This is a genomic window from Frischella sp. Ac48 (genome assembly GCF_019641635.1).
Taxonomy (GTDB): domain Bacteria; phylum Pseudomonadota; class Gammaproteobacteria; order Enterobacterales; family Orbaceae; genus Frischella; species Frischella japonica.
In genome coordinates, this window is sequence record NZ_JAETXP010000006.1 from 1 (window position 1) to 14381 (window position 14381).

The 14381-nt window shown below is 33.7% G+C and carries 14 protein-coding genes and 1 rRNA gene; 10 read left to right on the top strand and 5 right to left on the bottom strand.

What is annotated here, in order from left to right:
* From rrf to dolP, 9 genes are all read left to right on the top strand, one after another.
* A 5S ribosomal RNA gene (rrf, locus tag JMI89_RS03725) occupies positions 1–109 on the top strand; the annotation flags it as partial.
* Between the two features lie 223 nt (positions 110–332).
* Positions 333–935, top strand: a complete 603-nt coding sequence (rppH, locus tag JMI89_RS03730; RefSeq protein ID WP_187754219.1) for an RNA pyrophosphohydrolase — start codon at positions 333–335, stop codon at positions 933–935.
* The gene (lgt, locus tag JMI89_RS03735; protein ID WP_187754220.1) at positions 932–1798 is read left to right on the top strand and encodes a prolipoprotein diacylglyceryl transferase; all 867 of its coding nucleotides are present in this window, start codon (positions 932–934) and stop codon (positions 1796–1798) included. The genes rppH and lgt overlap by 4 nt, the downstream gene beginning before the upstream one ends.
* Positions 1799–1846: 48 nt before the next feature.
* Complete coding sequence (gene thyA, locus JMI89_RS03740) at positions 1847–2641, top strand: thymidylate synthase (RefSeq protein WP_187754221.1); 795 nt, start codon at positions 1847–1849, stop codon at positions 2639–2641.
* A gap of 177 nt (positions 2642–2818) precedes the next feature.
* Positions 2819–3901: a 23S rRNA (cytidine(2498)-2'-O)-methyltransferase RlmM gene (gene rlmM / locus JMI89_RS03745; RefSeq protein WP_187754222.1), complete on the top strand. Its 1083-nt coding sequence runs from the start codon at positions 2819–2821 to the stop codon at positions 3899–3901.
* Positions 3902–4036: 135 nt separating this feature from the next.
* On the top strand, positions 4037–5965 hold the full coding sequence (locus JMI89_RS03750) for a penicillin-binding protein activator (RefSeq protein ID WP_220679374.1): 1929 nt from the start codon (positions 4037–4039) through the stop codon (positions 5963–5965).
* Entirely contained in the window at positions 5965–6318 is a 354-nt protein-coding gene (locus JMI89_RS03755) for a YraN family protein (protein WP_187754224.1), read from the top strand. Before JMI89_RS03750 ends, JMI89_RS03755 begins: the two co-directional genes overlap by 1 nt.
* A gap of 47 nt (positions 6319–6365) precedes the next feature.
* Positions 6366–6950 carry an SIS domain-containing protein gene (locus JMI89_RS03760; RefSeq protein WP_187754225.1) on the top strand — a complete coding sequence of 195 codons (585 nt, stop codon included), beginning with the start codon at positions 6366–6368 and terminating at the stop codon, positions 6948–6950.
* 117 nt (positions 6951–7067) lie between these two features.
* A complete protein-coding gene (gene dolP, locus JMI89_RS03765) occupies positions 7068–7643 on the top strand; it encodes a division/outer membrane stress-associated lipid-binding lipoprotein (RefSeq protein WP_187754226.1) in 576 nt (191 codons plus the stop codon).
* 117 nt (positions 7644–7760) lie between these two features.
* Here dolP and JMI89_RS03770 read toward each other — a convergent pair whose 3' ends face one another.
* From JMI89_RS03770 to JMI89_RS03785, 4 genes are all read right to left on the bottom strand, one after another.
* Entirely contained in the window at positions 7761–8171 is a 411-nt protein-coding gene (locus JMI89_RS03770; protein ID WP_187754227.1) for a SufE family protein, read from the bottom strand.
* Positions 8172–8323: 152 nt separating this feature from the next.
* A complete protein-coding gene (gene csdA, locus JMI89_RS03775; RefSeq protein WP_187754228.1) occupies positions 8324–9520 on the bottom strand; it encodes a cysteine desulfurase CsdA in 1197 nt (398 codons plus the stop codon).
* Positions 9517–10395, bottom strand: coding sequence for a U32 family peptidase (locus tag JMI89_RS03780; protein ID WP_187754229.1), 879 nt, complete (start codon positions 10393–10395; stop codon positions 9517–9519). The genes csdA and JMI89_RS03780 overlap by 4 nt, the downstream gene beginning before the upstream one ends.
* Positions 10396–10440: 45 nt before the next feature.
* Positions 10441–11436: a peptidase U32 family protein gene (locus JMI89_RS03785; protein ID WP_187754230.1), complete on the bottom strand. Its 996-nt coding sequence runs from the start codon at positions 11434–11436 to the stop codon at positions 10441–10443.
* Between the two features lie 358 nt (positions 11437–11794).
* Here JMI89_RS03785 and JMI89_RS03790 point away from each other — a divergent pair, with 358 nt between their 5' ends.
* The gene (locus JMI89_RS03790; protein WP_220679375.1) at positions 11795–12880 is read left to right on the top strand and encodes a LacI family DNA-binding transcriptional regulator; all 1086 of its coding nucleotides are present in this window, start codon (positions 11795–11797) and stop codon (positions 12878–12880) included.
* Between the two features lie 45 nt (positions 12881–12925).
* On the opposite strand, the gene xseA is transcribed toward JMI89_RS03790, so the two are convergent.
* The gene (gene xseA / locus JMI89_RS03795) at positions 12926–14266 is read right to left on the bottom strand and encodes an exodeoxyribonuclease VII large subunit (protein WP_220679376.1); all 1341 of its coding nucleotides are present in this window, start codon (positions 14264–14266) and stop codon (positions 12926–12928) included.
* Positions 14267–14381: the final 115 nt, after the last annotated feature.

Genomic DNA, 14381 nt, shown 5'->3' on the forward strand with positions numbered 1-14381 from the left:
GCGATGTTGCGGTGGTCCCACCTGACCCATGCCGAACTCAGAAGTGAAACGCCGTGGAGCCGATGGTAGTGTGGGGATTTCCCCATGTGAGAGTAGGTCACCGCCAGACTATCAATTCAATATTTTTTCATTAATTCTGCTATATCTTATTATAAATTTTCAATGCTCCCTTATTTTATAAAATATTTATAATTTTCCCTTTAGTTAGCGACAATTTTATATCATATTTAATGTTATACCTTTCAATGATGTTTTTTCTATACCAATGGTTTACCTTAATTCTGATATATGTAACAATCTAACCTAAGTAAAGGTTTATTTTGAGGTAGTCGGTGATTGATCATGATGGCTACCGTCCAAATGTAGGAATTATTATTTGTAATCGACAGGGTCAGGTATTATGGGCTCGTCGTTTTGGTCAAAATTCTTGGCAGTTTCCTCAGGGCGGAATTAATAATAATGAAACTCCTGAACAAGCTATGTTTAGGGAATTAAATGAAGAAGTTGGCTTATTGCCTAAAGATGTAAAAATTCTATCAGTGACTAATGGATGGTTAAGGTATAAATTACCCAAACGGATGATACGTTGGGAGAATGAACCCATTTGTATTGGTCAGAAACAAAAATGGTTTCTTCTGGAATTAGTATCTGATGTTTCAGCGATTAATTTGGCTGCAACACAGATGCCTGAATTTGATGATTGGTGTTGGGTCAGCTATTGGTATCCAGTCAGGCAAGTCATTTCTTTTAAACGTGATGTTTATCGTAAAGCGATGAAAGAATTTTCTTCATCAGTTTTTTCGATACAAAGCGAAAAAAAAGAAATGCCTATTCAAAACACGACTGAAGTTCCTAAAGTCAATAATTCTGTACATAAGAAGCGTTTTAGTTTCTTTGCACATAAACGTAAAAAGAAGAAGTATGTAAAAAAATGAAACATTATTTATCTTTTCCTAATTTTGACCCCATTATATTTTCAATTGGCCCTGTTTCCTTACATTGGTATGGTGCTATGTATTTATTTGGTGTATTAGGGGCATGGTTATTAGCTAATATCCGAATTAAAAAAGACCACAATAGTTGGACTAAAGAGCAAGTTGAAAATTTATTATTTTGGGGATTTCTTGGTTTGTTTATTGGAGGAAGAGTTGGGTATATACTCTTTTACAATTTTAAAGTTTTTCTTGCTGATCCACTAGTGCTATTTCGTGTATGGGAAGGTGGTATGTCATTTCACGGAGGTTTAATTGGGACATTAGTGGTTATTGGACTTTTTGCAGTAAAAACGCATAAACGTTTTTTTGATGTTTCTGATTTTGTTGCACCGTTAATTCCACTAGGCTTAATGTTTGGCCGTTTAGGTAATTTTATAAATGGTGAATTATGGGGACGCGTTACAACTTCTCCTGTTGGAATGTTATTTCCAACGTCAAATTTTGCTGATCTTGCCTATGTCAAAAGTCATCCAGAATGGACTGAACTATTTGTTAATTGCGGTTATATTTTGCCTCGTCATCCTTCTCAACTTTATGAAATGGTTTTTGAAGGAATAATCCTTTTTATACTTTTGAATGTGTTTATTCGTAAATCTAGACCTACAGGAAGCGTATCAGGATTATTTTTATTATTATATGGTATTTTCAGATTTGTAATTGAATTTTTTAGACAACCCGATGAACAATTAGGTCTGTTCTTTAATATTATCAGTATGGGGCAAATTTTATGCCTACCAATGATTATTTTTGGAATAATATTTTTCTATTTTGCGTATAAATCCCCAAATGGTTTAAAATATTAAACCTAAATTTGTATTACCCATTGTTAAAATGTATTTATAGGATTAAAAATGAAACAATATTTAGCACTTATGCAAAAAATTTTAGAAGAAGGAACGCCAAAGTCAGATCGTACTGGCACCGGAACATTGTCAATTTTTGGCTATCAAATGCGTTTTAATTTGCAAGAAGGTTTTCCGTTAGTCACCACAAAGAAATGTCATTTACGTTCAATTATCCATGAATTACTTTGGTTTTTAAAAGGTGACACGAATATTCAATATTTGAAAGATAATAAAGTTACAATTTGGGATGAATGGGCAGATGAAAATGGAAATTTAGGACCTGTTTATGGCAAACAGTGGCGTTCGTGGCAAGCATCTGATGGTCGTCAAATTGATCAAATTAGTCAAGTTATTGAACAAATAAAAAACGATCCTGATTCACGTCGAATTATTGTTTCAGCTTGGAATGTTGGCGAATTAGAGCAAATGGCGCTTGCACCTTGTCATGCATTTTTCCAATTTTATGTAGCGAATGGTAAATTATCTTGCCAACTTTATCAACGTTCTTGTGATGTGTTTCTCGGTTTACCTTTTAATATTGCTAGTTATGCATTATTAGTACATATGATAGCTCAACAATGTAATTTGGAGGTTGGCGACTTTGTTTGGACAGGTGGCGATACTCACTTATATTCCAATCATATGGAACAAACTCAATTACAATTAAGTAGAGAACCAAGAGTGTTACCAAAACTAGTTATCAAAAGAAAACCACCTACAATTTTTGATTACGAATTCGAAGACTTTGCAATTGAGGGCTATGATCCTTATCCAGCAATTAAAGCGCCAGTGGCGGTATGATGTATTATTATTTATGCGGCAATGTTAGCCGCATAGAAACTTTTTATGTGATAAAAATTTCCCGCTAGAAATAAAATTTTTTGTATGGGCATTCAAAGACTATTTATGGATAAGTATGAAATTAGCTTAACTCTATGCTAAACTAAGCGCCATTATATTGAGTATTAATAAATTATAATGCAAAAGTTAAACCGTGTTATTTTATATTGTCGTTCAGGTTTTGAGAAAGAGTGTGCCGCAGAAATTACAGATAAGGCTGCTGAATTAGGGATTTATGGTTTTACTAAATCCTTACCATCAAGTGCTTATGTTGAATTTGAATGCTATCAAGCAGATGAAGCGGAAAAGTTAATCAAAATGATTAATTTTAAAACGCTTATTTTTGCTAGACAAATATTTGTTGCGGGAGCGCAATTAACTGAACTATCTAATCAAGATAGAATTACGCCGTTGATTGAGGCCATTCAAGGTAATATTTCTCGTGCCGGATCCTTGCGTGTTGAAATTCCAGATACTAATGAGGCTAAAGAATTAGCAAATTTTTGTCGAAAGTTTACCGTACCTTTAAGGCAAGCTTTACGTGCAAATCAAATTTTATTGAAAGTTGAAAACCCGTCAAAACCGGTTATTCATATTTTATTTATTAACAGCACTAGCTGTTTTATTGGTTACTCATATAGTAATAATAATTCGCCATTTTATATGGGAATTCCAAGGTTAAAATTCCCGCCAGATGCACCTAGTCGTTCTACTTTGAAATTAGAAGAAGCTTTTCATGTTTTTATTCCATATGAAGAATGGGATGAACGTTTAAAAGGTGGCATGAATGCCGTTGATTTAGGAGCTAGTCCTGGTGGTTGGACTTATCAACTTGTCAAACGGAGTATGATGGTTAGTGCTGTTGACAATGGTCCAATGGATAAATTGCTAATGGAATCAGGACAAGTTAAACATTATCAAGAAGATGGTTTTAAATTTCGACCAAAAAAGAATAGTATCTATTGGTTAGTTTGTGATATGGTAGAAAAGCCGACAAAAGTGACCGCATTAATGGTTGATTGGTTAGTTAACGGTTTATGTCGTGAAACTATTTTCAATTTAAAATTACCCATGAAAAAACGTTATGAAGAAGTAAAACAAAATATGTTATTTCTGGAACAACAATTAAAAGAACATCGAGTTAATGCCCAGATTCAAGCGAAACAGCTTTATCATGATCGAGAAGAAATTACGATACATGTTCAACGTATTTGGGGATAAGTTACCTTAAGGTATAACAATGATTTAATTAATACTATTAATTTTCATAGTAAATATTATCTAAATTAAAACTTTTTTACTGTATCAGTTGTTAATTATTGCCTACACAATTCAATAAACGAAAGAGATTTTATAATGATTAAGTTGCAAAGATTGTCAGGTTTTCCTTCTGCATGGTTAAATTTTATTAAAGTAAGTTTGATTGCAATATTGATTAGTTTTTTAACAGGATGTCCTAGTTATATTCCTAAGCAAATAAGTTATGATCAAACTAAAAATGCGCAGTATTATCTATCTCAAGCTGAAAACGTTTCAGGTAGTGAGAAAATTAATTGGCAGTTGCTCGCTATTCGGGCGTTGTTGCTTGAAAATAATGTTAAACAAGCAGTCCAATTATTTAATCAGCTTCCACAAAATTTAGATGCTGAGCAACTAAAAGAGAAGACCTTATTAGAAGGTGAAATTGCAGTAAAAACTAAACAAAAATTTGATTTTAAATCCATATCGCCGACAAGTTTAAGTGAAGAACAAACAATTCGTTACTATAAGATAAAGATTGACTTAGATGGTCTCAAAAAAGATTATAATGCCCAACTTCATGATTATATTGAACTTGAAAAATATGGCTCGGTTAACCAACGTCATGATACTATCAATAATACGTGGAATTTTTTAACTAATTTATCTGATAAAAAAATTAATCAAATTTTAATTTATGCTGATGATTATGTATTACAAGGGTGGATTGATTTACTCTATATTTATAAAAGCAATATAAAAATGTACGCTTTTAATAACCAAGATGATATTGATGCCGATGCGATAGCTAAATTGGAAGAGGAGCAATATCAAGCTCTCAAAAATGCTGTTAGTGAATGGCAAATACAATATTCAGGTCATCCTGCGGCAACTTATCTACCGAGAGATATTTACGGTGAAAAATATCATCTACCAGATGCTGCTGAAAATAGAAAAATTGCATTATTTCTACCATTAAGTGGTAAGTCTAAAATATTTGGTGAGACAATTCGGTTAGGTTATCAAGATGCTGCTAAAGCATCTTCGCCAGACTTGCAACAAGATATAAATTTTTACGATACCAATAGTGATTCTATTGAGAATTTAATCATACGAGCGAAGCAACAAGGCGCACAATTAATTGTAGGACCATTATTAAAACAAAATGTACAAACGCTATTGCAGTCTGCCAGTGATATTCCAGTGCTAGCATTAAATAAAATTGAAGATATTTCTTTATCGTCTGATTCAGCTACAAAAATCTGCTTTTTTGCTTTATCCCCAGAAGATGAAGCTAAAGATGCTGCGCAACATATTTATAATGAAAAGAAAAAACAACCATTATTGATTATTCCTCATAATAATCTTGGTGAACGTGTTGCTAAAAGTTTTGCTCAGCAATGGAATATCGCTCATCCGACATCAAGTCCCGTTTATGTTCAATATTTTGATTCAGCTGAAGAATTGAGTAAGAAAATGAATTCTGGCGTGGGTATTGAATTAGAGGGTGTGCCATTAATCACAGCAGATGTTGATCAGAATGGACAAGTTATGCCTAAAAAACAAGTTGAATTTGATGCTATTTATATTTATGCTTCGCATGAAGAGCTGACCTTAATTAAATCGATGCTTGAGATGAAATCAAGTGCAGGTAATAACTCTAAAAATACCAGTAGTGTCAAAACAAGTAAAAAAAATATTCCTGCGCTTTACGCGAGTTCTAGAAGTAATATTGCTAATACTACAACTGATTTTCGTTATGATATGGATCAATTACAACTAAGTGATATACCTCTAATTATCAAGCACGATGAATATTATTCGCAATTACCTGATTATATTAAAAATGATTATTCTTTGGCTCGTTTATATGCAATGGGATTTGATGCCTGGGCGCTATCAAGCCAATTTGATAATTTAGTACCTTATAAGAGCAAAAGTATTGATGGAAAAACAGGAAAATTATCCGTTGCCAATCAATGTGATATCTCTCGTAAATTATCATGGATCCGTTATCAAGATGGTAGTGAAATTGCGGTTGATTAATGTTAGATAAACGTCAATTAGGGCAATATTATGAAGCATTAGCATGCCGTACATTATGCTCTAATGGTTTAAAGTTAATCGCAAAAAATAGTCAATCTAGATTAGGTGAAATTGATCTGGTGATGCAGGATCAAGGGTGTTTGGTTTTTGTTGAAGTTCGTTATCGCAAAAATGATTTATTTGGTAATGCTACTTCAACGATAACGCGCGCGAAACAAATTAAAATTATCCATGCTGCTTATCATTGGATGTTTCAGCAGGATATTAACAGTGAGTTATGTGAATTTCGCTTTGATATCTTTACGTTTACAGGAAAAGATTGGCAATGGATAAAAAATGCCTTTTCTTTATAGAAATACAAGCGATCACAATCTGTGTGATATTATGAGAAATAGCGGTAATGTTAAGTACAATTAAAAATTATTTTACTGAAAGTATTCAAACTCAAATTGTGATGGCGGAAGCATTAAGTCAACCAATTGAGCAAGCTGCTAACATTATTATTAATGCCTTACTTAATGGTAATAAAGTGTTGAGTTGTGGTAATAGTATATCTGCGGCGAATGTACAAAATTTTACTGCTCAATTAGTGAGTGGTATTGATATTGAACGTCCTAGTATCCCTGCGATTGCATTAGTTAGTGATAATATTTTGATTAGTACGGTAGCAAATCATTACCATCAAGTAAATGATATTTACGCTAAACAGATTCAAGCATTAGCAATGCAAGATGATGTATTAATTATTCTTACCACTGACGGTAATGATAAATCAATTATTAGGGCAGTACAGGAAGCTGTTATTAAAGATCTACCTGTTATCGCCATTACTGGTTGTGATGGTGGTACCGTGGTAGGATTATTGGGTCAGAATGATATTGAAATTAGAATTCCTTCTCATAAAGAAAGAACAATATGTGAAATGCAGTTGTTGGTATTAAATTGCCTTTGTCAACTTATTGAGAATATGCTTTTTTTACGTTAAATCGTGTTGATTACTACTGCAAAGAAAATAAAAAAGCATGGTCGATTATATGGGTGAGCTTAAATACTAAATTGTATCAAGATTGCCTAACTAATTACAAAAATAGGGGATTGATTTGTGAAAAAAATAGTATTACTTATTTCAATAGTTACTGGCGCATTGATGTTACAAGGGTGTGTTGCAGCATTTATTGGTGCGGGAGCTGGGGTAGCGAAAATCGCCTCTGATCCTAGAACAACAGGTAAGCAGGTTGATGATACATCAATTGATTCAAAAATCAGCTTGAAGTTAAAAAATGAAGAAGAGTATTTTAAAGGTTCGCGTATTGTAGCTTCCTCTTATAATGGTAATGTTCTTCTTATCGGTCAGGCGAAATCACAAGCTGTTATTAATCGAGCACTAGAATTGGCACATAGTGTTGACGGTGTGGCTAAAATTTATAATCAAATACGAGTTGGAAATATTGTGGGAGCTGGAACCATGGCAAATGATGCATGGATCACAACGCATGTGAAAGCTAATTTAATCGCAAATAAAGAGACTAAAGCTCGTGATATAAAAGTTATTACAGAAGATGGTGAAGTTTTCTTATTGGGTATTGTTAACCACAATGAAGGCGATATTGCTGCTGAAATAGCAAGTAAAACGGCAAAGGTTAAATTGGTCACAAAAATTTTCACTTATGTGGATTAACTTGAAAATAAATTACAAACGAGATAGCCCCATAGTTAGGGGCTTTAAAATGATTGTTTTAACTAGCGTTCAATTATTTTATGCATAAAAATGTGTTATAGGTGAGTTTTTATTCAATTAGTTCATTGATGCTAAATTTTTTATTTTATTTATGATATTTTGCACCCCTAACTGACGGGATTCACTTAATTCATCAATAATTTTTAATCGCTTCAATACTGCGGCAAAATCAAATTCTGCTATTTCGACCGCGGTTTTACCGTTAGCTAAAATTAGTAAAATAGTCATCAAGCCTTTAACAATACGACCTTCACTATCACCATAAAAATTGAGTTGGTGTTGACTATTTTTTTCTACTATTAACCAAACATGATTTTCACAGCCATATATTTGATTTTCAATTGATCGAGCTTCTTCGGGTAAGATTGGCATCAGTTTAGCTAGTTTTATTATTTCTCGGTAGCGATCTTGCCAAGTATTGAGGGTTGAAAACAAAGCATATAACTGATCTTGGGTGACTAAGGGCATAATATTTAAATTATAATCAATGTAGTACTATGATTGTAACATAGTTGAAAAATAATCAGTAAAATTAAATATGCTACAATTAATGACAAGGCATAACGTTTCAATTAATAAAATTTTTCAAAAAGATAAAATGAGGCTGTTAAATAAGTCTATCATTTTAATATTGATAATGCATTTTCAACCGCAAAAAGAAATTTATCTGCATCAGTTTGTGAATTATATGGCATAAAGGATGCTCGAATCACACCTTTACAATTTAGGGCTTTTATCAAAGGTTGTGCACACAATTCGCCATTTCGAATGGCAATATTTTGTTCCGTAAGTAAAATGGCAATATCATCATGATGAATATCAGTAAAAGAGAAACTTAACAGAGGACTATTTGCTCTACTATGTATTTTGATATTTGGCAATGCACATAATTTTTTATAGGTATATCTCACTAAATCAATTGTGTATCGCTCGGCAGTATTACTATCTAGGGTTTTTAACCAATCTAATACCGCATAAAAGCCAATTACTGCAGCAATATTTGGCGTGCCAGCTTCAAATTTATACGGAAGATTAGCCGGTTTAAAATCAGTAAAGGAGGTAGTTTTGAGCATTTTCCCCCCGCCTTGCCAACAATTCATTTGTTGTAATAATTCTGATTTACCGTATAGCACGCCCAAACCTGTTGGTCCATATAATTTATGGGCAGAAAAAGTATAAAAATCGATGTCATATCGTTGAACATCCATGGCATCATGAATGACACCTTGTGCACCATCGACGACAATGATTGCGTTGTATTGATGAGCTAGTTGGCTAATTTTAGCTATATTAGGTTGATATCCAGTAACATTTGACATTTGTGTAACAGCAATAATGCGAGTTTTATTTGTCATCAATAATTGTAGATGTTGGGTGGATAATGTACCGTCTGCTTCAATTTCCCATTTAATTACTTTTGCGCCTGTTTGTTCGGCCACTTGTAACCAAGGAATGAGATTACTATGATGTTCTAGTTCACTGACAATAATTTCATCACCTGATTGTAAACGATTTCGTGCATAACTCTGGGCCACAAGGTTAATTGACTCAGTCGCCCCTTTAGTCCAGATAATTTCATGATTAAATGGTGCATTAATTAAATCAGCAGCCAGTACTCTCGCTAATTCATATTGTGCATCTAAGGCTAGTGCTTGGGAATGTTTACTTCTTAATACTGTAGTGGCATTAAGATAGTAACGATTAGTAGCTTCAATCATGACTAACGGTTTTAAAGCTGTAGCTGCAGAATCAAGATAAATCCCTTCAGATTGTAGAGAAGGAAATTGTGAACGAAAAAAGATAGGATCAAAATTCATTTCGTTAACTCAAGTCCGGCAATACCATTCCAATAACCATTACAATCGTGTTTAGATATAATTTTGATTGGAACTTGACCCGTTTCGTTAGCTTTAAACTGTTGCAACATTGCTAAGGTTTCAATTCCCTGTGGCGATAAACGGACAATATCGACTAAACCTTGCATATCTTTTAGATTATTACCTAAATTGTAACAATAACCACTTTGAGTTTGGATACCGTTAAGTACAAAAACTTTCTGTTGCTCTTGAGAAAAAACCTCACGACCAGTAGGATATTTGATACAACATGTTTCACATTTATCTTTTGGTCTATCTTCAGAGCGCGCAGTAAAACAGCGTGCAGAATAAGCTAATGGAAGGTAACCATAACTAAATACTTCTATTTCAAATTGACGTTGAATTTTAAGTGATTCAAATTGATGTAATACATTGAGTAACCAATCGCGTGATAATTCGACAGGCATGCACCATCGAATCATCCCCTGTTTTTGTAATAACTTAAGTGTCAATGCGTTATAACAGTTAATTGCCGGGCCGGCGACAAAAGGTAATCGGTGTTCTTGCGCTAAATTGATAGCGGCTAAGTCATTTGCTTCAATAAGGAATTCACCATTATTGACTAATTGGCGCATTTCATTAATTTCCGATGCCGCTTCCAATAGCGCTAATGTTGATAATATAACTTGTTTACCCGAATTAGATACTTCTTTTGCTAAAGCGATCCAGTCGGCAACTTTCATTTCACGACGTTTAGTGCAAACCGTCTCACCCATATAAATAATATCGGCCTCACTTTGCATCGCCGCGTGATAAAATTTTTCTGTTTCGATTTTAGGCCAATAATATAAAATTGGACCTAAGGCATATTTCATAAAACTTCCCTTAAGAATAAAGACTAATGTTGCTCAATAGGTATCTTATTGCCATTTACGATGATAGGCCCCTAAAGTTGTTTGACTACCTTCTGACACTGAGCCTAGTATATCCATCCATTGTTTTTCAGCTTGATAAGCATGAGGATTCATCAAATAGCGATCAATTGCCTGACGCCAGACTCTAGTCACTTGCTCGACGTAGGCGGGGCTACGCTGACGACCCTCAATTTTTACTGATGCAATATTGGCAGAAAATAAATCTGGTAATAGTTCAATCGTATTTAAACTTGTTGGTTCTTCAATCGGGTGGTATAAGGTATTTTCAACAAAATAACGACCTTTACATAAAGTTGGGTAACCCGCATTTTCACCTTTCTTATGGCAATCTATTAACACATTGTTTAAACGCGATTCTAATCCGCGTTCGGTTTCCTCCCAGCGGACAAATTTTGCAGGCGAACAAGCACCAACAGTATTCGGTGATTCTCCTGTTAAATAAGAGGAAAGGTAACAACGACCTTCCGCCATAATACATAGACTTCCAAAAGCGAACACTTCCAGTGGAATTGGCGATACTTGGGCTAATTGCTTAACTTGATGGATTGATAATACTCGAGGTAGCACAATACGATGTGGTTTAAAATTATTATGGTAAAACTTGATTGATTCAATGTTTGTTGATGAAGCTTGAACAGATACATGACGTTCAATATCGGGATATTTTTCAGCCGCATAATCAAGTATTGCTAAATCAGCTAAGATTAGGGCATCAGCGCCAATATTTGCTGCCATATCAACGGCATTTTGCCAGCGAGAGAAATTATCAGGATGAGCAAAAGTATTTATCGCAATATGCAATTTTTTACCTTTCCTGTGAACATAATCTGATGCTTCGAATAGTCGTTTTTCATTAAAATTTAGTCCAGCGAAATGGCGAGCATTGGTATCATCTTTTAAACCAATATAAACAGCATCAGCGCCATTATCAATTGCAGTTTTTAGTGCTGGTAAAGAACCAGCAGGACATAAGAGTTCCATAAATAATTATTCCTCAAATATAACCTTAATATTATGCAATAAAACCTTAGTCATTGCGAATATAAAATCGTGTAATTATCGAGATAAAAGAATTCGTTAAGACAATCTGAGAAATATTATATATGATTTTATCCATGCTTTGATTAAGTACATAATAGCAGTATTAGATTAATCGTTGATAATCATAAGTTAATTTATATCACGAAGAATTATTGTGCGATATTGTTATTTTGACGTAGTAATTTTTAACTGTATTTCTAAAATATTGCGAATTGTATCGTAAAAATTAGCTAATTTTCTGATCTTTTGACTAATTATTGGTAATTTAAATAAATAATAGTTATAGCCCAAATATATTATGTCGAAACGAAAAATTACTTTAAAGGCAATTGCTCAGCGTGCTGGATTATCAATAGCTTCGGTTTCCAGAGTGATACACACACCACATTTAACGCATCGGGATACCCAGAGTCGGGTTAATCAAGCTATTTCAGAACTCAATTTTGATGCAAAAGAATTGTTCAAAAATTATCACGCTGTTAACCAAAGTAATACAATTTTGGTCATTGATAATCAACTTATTCCGAATAGTTTGATTAATCATGGTATTGAATATAAAGCAAAAATGGAAGGGTATAAATTGCTTTATTTACGATTTATTTATTTTAACGAAAACGAGATTCAACAAATTATTAGTTATACCATCAATCATCATTTAGATGGTATTTTAATCATCAATGATTCGCCTTATTTAAAGCGCCTATTACAATTTCAACATGCATTACCACCGATAGTATTAATTAACCAATTTTCAATGAATTTACCTTGTATTTATTTCGATCATTTATCCATTGGTTATCAAGCAACTGAATATTTGCTGAGCTTAGGTCACAGGAATATTGCGATATTATTGGCGGAGGAAGAACGTAATGAGGTTTATCAACTGTTCAACGGCTATCAACAAGCCTTAGCTCGGGCGAATATAATGGTAAATGATAAATTAATTGCTTATCAATCAGTTAGTTATTCATCATGTAAAACTGCTTTAAGAACAATGATGAGCAGCACACAACCACCATCAGCAATCATATGTACTGATTGCTTAAGTTTAAATTTTCTCGATCGAGAGCAACAATCTAATAGTTCATCTGGTTATAGCATTAGTACAGAAAGTGCTATTTGTGGTGTCATTGATCAATGTCGAGCAATGAAAATTAATATTCCGGAACGATTATCTTTGTTACAGTTTGTACATGATAATTCCCATAAACCTTATCAACCATTGAACCATATTACCGCGATTTATAAACCACTATTTGAAATGGGAGAACAAGCTATGCTGTTATTAGTTTCAATGCTGAATTGTGATCAACCGATTCGTCTGGCAAAAATGATTGAATGTGAACTAATCATTCGTCATTCAACGACTAAATTAAATCAATAATAATAGTCAGATAAAATATCTTCTGGCGTTAGGTCTATTTTTGTATTAGCTGTCTTTGATGTTAGTCACAGTGCTGATAATTTTTCCTGACAATAGCTTTGTAGTGATTGTTTCACCTACTTTAATATTATTGGTACTCGTAATAACATGTTGCTGATAGTCAGTGGTAATAGAATAACCACGTTCTAATGTTGCTAATGGACTAACCATATTCAATTGTGAGGTTTGAATAACAAATTGATGTTTAGCATTTTGTAGCTGTAAGTTAATATTGGTAAGTAATTGCTGTTTTTTTTGAGAAATTGTTTGCTGATAACGTTCAATATGATACTTGGGTGTTAATCGTTGTATATTTTGAGTTAAATGATTTAGTTTATTACTATGACTTAGCAACGTTTGCTTTATAGCTAGATGTAGCGCTTGACGTTGAGCCAGCAATAGTGTCTGTTGTTTTACAAGCTTAACTTGTGGATGTTGGGTTTGTAATCGGTGACGTATGGTTTGTAAGTGTTGATTTTTTATTAGCAGTACATGATCAATTGCCATGGCAAGATGTTGCTCTAGCACTTTCAAATCTTTCATTTGATCATGTTTATCACGACTAATCAATTCTGCAGCAGCAGATGGCGTAGCTGCTCGTAAATCGGCAACAAAATCGGCAATAGTGAAATCGATTTCATGACCAACAGCGCTAATAATGGGTAATTGACTATTAAAAATGGCTCTGGCAACAACCTCTTCATTAAATGGCCATAAATCTTCCAATGATCCTCCTCCACGACCAACTATTAACACATCACATTCATGTCGTTGATTGGCTATTTCAATCATTCTTGCAATTTGAGCCGCAGCACCGTCGCCTTGTACTAGAGATGGGTAAATTATAATCGCTAAACTTGGATCACGACGGTTAAGAATTTGGCAAATATCATGTAAAGCTGCACCGGTTGAAGAGGTTACTATACCCACAGTTTGAATATTTTTAGGAATCGGTTGCTTGTGAGAGATTTCAAATAACCCTTCTTGTTGTAATTTCTGTTTGAGCTGTTCAAATCGCTGTTGGAGTAAACCAGCTCCAGCTAGTTGTAATTTATCGATGACTAACTGATATTCACCTCTTGCTTCATAAAGTGTTACTGATGCACTGACCAAAACTTGTTGACCATTGTGTGGGGTGAATCCAGTTCGAAAGTTGCTATTTCGAAACATAGCACATCGAACCTGTGCTGCCTCATCTTTTAATGTAAAATACCAATGACCTGATGTCGGTTTAGAAAAGTTAGATATTTCGCCGATTAACCAAATTTGACCGATACTATCGGTTAGTAAATCTTTGACCATTTGATTGAGGTCTTTAACAGACAAAATTGCACTATTACCTAACATAAATACCCTTTATCAGCAAACCTTTTTGTTTGATTAATTAAAATATTTTATAAATTAATGCTATTACGGTTTTGGGAACGCAGTCATTAATTTTATACATTGCTTTTTTTATACA

Bases quoted from the DNA above. Each gene is read 5' to 3' on its own strand.
- thyA (WP_187754221.1), top strand. From the start codon at position 1,847: ATGAAACAATATTTAGCACTTATGCAAAAAATTTTAGAAGAAGGAACG.
- JMI89_RS03755 (WP_187754224.1), top strand. From the start codon at position 5,965: ATGTTAGATAAACGTCAATTAGGGCAATATTATGAAGCATTAGCATGC.
- JMI89_RS03760 (WP_187754225.1), top strand. From the start codon at position 6,366: ATGTTAAGTACAATTAAAAATTATTTTACTGAAAGTATTCAAACTCAA.
- xseA (WP_220679376.1), bottom strand. From the start codon at position 14,266: ATGTTAGGTAATAGTGCAATTTTGTCTGTTAAAGACCTCAATCAAATG.
- JMI89_RS03770 (WP_187754227.1), bottom strand. From the start codon at position 8,171: ATGCCCTTAGTCACCCAAGATCAGTTATATGCTTTGTTTTCAACCCTC.
- JMI89_RS03780 (WP_187754229.1), bottom strand. From the start codon at position 10,395: ATGAAATATGCCTTAGGTCCAATTTTATATTATTGGCCTAAAATCGAA.
- csdA (WP_187754228.1), bottom strand. From the start codon at position 9,520: ATGAATTTTGATCCTATCTTTTTTCGTTCACAATTTCCTTCTCTACAA.
- lgt (WP_187754220.1), top strand. From the start codon at position 932: ATGAAACATTATTTATCTTTTCCTAATTTTGACCCCATTATATTTTCA.
- JMI89_RS03785 (WP_187754230.1), bottom strand. From the start codon at position 11,436: ATGGAACTCTTATGTCCTGCTGGTTCTTTACCAGCACTAAAAACTGCA.
- rlmM (WP_187754222.1), top strand. From the start codon at position 2,819: ATGCAAAAGTTAAACCGTGTTATTTTATATTGTCGTTCAGGTTTTGAG.
- JMI89_RS03790 (WP_220679375.1), top strand. From the start codon at position 11,795: ATGTCGAAACGAAAAATTACTTTAAAGGCAATTGCTCAGCGTGCTGGA.
- JMI89_RS03750 (WP_220679374.1), top strand. From the start codon at position 4,037: ATGATTAAGTTGCAAAGATTGTCAGGTTTTCCTTCTGCATGGTTAAAT.